This is a genomic window from Planomonospora antibiotica (assembly GCF_014647955.1).
In the GTDB taxonomy this organism is placed as follows: domain Bacteria; phylum Actinomycetota; class Actinomycetes; order Streptosporangiales; family Streptosporangiaceae; genus Planomonospora; species Planomonospora parontospora.
Genome location: NZ_BMQE01000121.1, coordinates 1 through 2,380 on the forward strand (window position 1 = coordinate 1; position 2,380 = coordinate 2,380).

The window sequence follows — 2,380 nt, forward strand, 5'->3', positions numbered from 1 at the left end:
TTGACTACCTCTTGGTGAGGCGTCCGCCTGTCCGGGTTCGTGCCTGTTTCATGCGGAAGGACTCGCCCTCGGTGACCACGACGACGCTGTGATGCAGCAGCCGGTCCAGCAGACTGACAGCGGTGGTGTGCTCAGGCAGGAAACGACCCCACTGGTCAAAGGGCCAGTGCGAGCCGATACCGAGCGCTCGGCGCTCATAGGCGGCGGCCACGAACCGGAACAGCAGCTGCGCGCCGGTATCGTCCAGCGGAGCGAACCCCACCTCGTCGATGATCACCAGGTCGTTGCGGAGCAGGTTGTCGATGACGCGACCGACCGAGTTGTCGGCCAGGCCCCGATAGAGCGTCTCGACCAGCTCGGCCGCGGTGAAGTAGCGCACCTTGTGCCCGGCGTGGACCGCCGCGACGCCGAAGGCGACCAGACTGTGGGACTTGCCCGTGCCCGCCGGGCCGATGGCGCAGTAGTTCTCGCTCGCGCGGATCCACTCCAGCGAGGCCAGGTAGTCGAACGTCGCCCGCGGGATGCAGGAGCCGGCCACGTCGAACTCCTCGATCGTCTTGATCACCGGGAAGGCGGCGGCCTTCATCCGGGTGCGGACGTTGGAGGCATCGCGTGCGATCAGCTCGGCCTCCAGCAGCGTGCGCAGGAACTCCTCGGGATTCCAGCGCTGCGTGCGCGCGGTCACCAGCAGCTCGGGCGCCAGACGGCGCATGGCGGCCAGCTTCAGGCGGCGCAGGGCGGCATCCAGGTCGCCGGGCAGCGCGGGAACGGCGGGCGCGCTCATCCGGCCTCTCCGATCCGCTCCAGGGCGTAGTCGGTCAGCGACCGGGTCGGGACGGCGGGCAGGGCCATCACCAGCGCCTGCCCGGCAGCGGTCGGCTGCGGAACGCCGGCCCCGGCCGCCAGGATCGAGCGCACGTCCTCGGCCCGCCAGCGGCGAAAGTACGCGGCGCGCTCCAGCGCGGCCACCAGCGCGGCGTCCCCGTGCGCCGCACCGAGGGCGGCCAGCTCGACCAGGTCGGCGGCCAGCCGGGTGTTGCCCGAGGCGGCCGAGCCGCTCAGCCACGCCTCGGCGACCGGGCCCAGCGCCAAGAACGCTTTTTCCGCCGGGGTGCGGGGCCGGGCGGCGCGACGCGGCGCGGGCCGGGGCCCGCCGTAGTGCTCATCACAGACCGCCGCCTCGCCGGGCGCGACCGGCGCGTGCTCGGCGACGATCTCGCCGGTGGCCAGGTCGGTCACCAGCAGCCGCCCCTCAGCCTCGGCCACCGCGACACGAGCACCGATCAGCCGGGTGGGCACCGAGTAGCGGGCCGAGCCGAAGCGCACGCACGACAGCTTGTCCACCTTGCGCGTGAGCGGCGCCTTGCCGATCACCGGACGCAGCGACGGCAGCGCGCCCATCACCTGCCGCTCGGCGGCCAGCCGCTCGACCGGGATCGCGCAGATCTCCGAATGCGCCACGCCGTTGACCTCGGCGCACCACGCTCGGGCGGCGATGTTGGCCACCGTCAGGTCCTCGAACGGCGCCTGCGGGACGACCAAGTCCCGCTTGGCGTAGCCGACCAGGTTCTCCACGATGCCCTTCGACTCGGGATCGGCGGCCTCGCACCAGTCCGGGCGGAAGGCGTAGTGGGTGGCGAAGCGGACGTAGTCGGCGGTGGGGACGACCTTGTTGGCGACCACGCCGCCCTTCAGGCAGCCCATCCGGTCGGCCAGCACCGCCTTGGGCACCGCGCCGAGACTCTCGAAGCACTCGGCCAGCAGCGCCAGGGTGGTCTCGGCGCGCTCGTTGTCGGCGAAACGCACGAACCGCACGCGCGACCAGGCCAGCACCGCGCAGAACACGTGCAGCCCGCCCCCGGCATCACCCCAGTCGATGACCAGCATCTCGCCCGGGGCCCAGATCGCCGGGCGCCGCTCGCGATGATTGTCGCGCCGCCAGTCCTTCTTCGCCTTCGCGACCAGCCGCCGGAAGTTGCGCGCCGAGCCGCCGTACCCGGCCGCCTGCGCCAGCGGCAGCAGCCGCTTGGCCGAGATCTTCCCGTGCGTCGCGGTGACCTTGTCGGCCACCAGATGGGCGACCGCGTCGTAGTTGTGCTCGCGCTGCTTGCGGGGCGGCGCCTTGTCCCCGGCCAGCGCCTTCTCGATGATGCGTTTGACGGTCTTGTGCGTGGTGCCGCACATCTGCGCGGCCCCGCGATAGGTGCCTACCTCGCGGTAGGCGGTGATGATGTCCATGACTTCCCCCGAAGATTTCATGGCCCGGCAGACTCCCTGAACGGTGATCTTGTGACTGGCTGACACCGTCACGATCACCGTTCAGGGGCATGCCCGCCCCACGACACACCGGCAAGCACACAAGGGCGTGGGGACTTAAAAC

2 protein-coding genes are annotated in these 2,380 nt (G+C 71.2%); both read right to left on the bottom strand.

The genetic code is table 11. The annotated features are described in order from the left end of the window. Positions 1 to 4: 4 nt before the first annotated feature. On the bottom strand, positions 5 to 784 hold the full coding sequence (gene istB, locus IEZ06_RS35635; RefSeq protein WP_189241077.1) for an IS21-like element helper ATPase IstB: 780 nt from the start codon (positions 782 to 784) through the stop codon (positions 5 to 7). Next, the gene (gene istA, locus IEZ06_RS35640; protein ID WP_189241078.1) at positions 781 to 2,259 is read right to left on the bottom strand and encodes an IS21 family transposase; all 1,479 of its coding nucleotides are present in this window, start codon (positions 2,257 to 2,259) and stop codon (positions 781 to 783) included. The genes istB and istA overlap by 4 nt, the downstream gene beginning before the upstream one ends. Positions 2,260 to 2,380: the final 121 nt, after the last annotated feature.

Coding starts and splice junctions, on each gene's coding strand:
- istA (WP_189241078.1), bottom strand. CDS start 2,259: ATGAAATCTTCGGGGGAAGTCATGGACATCATCACCGCCTACCGCGAG.
- istB (WP_189241077.1), bottom strand. CDS start 784: ATGAGCGCGCCCGCCGTTCCCGCGCTGCCCGGCGACCTGGATGCCGCC.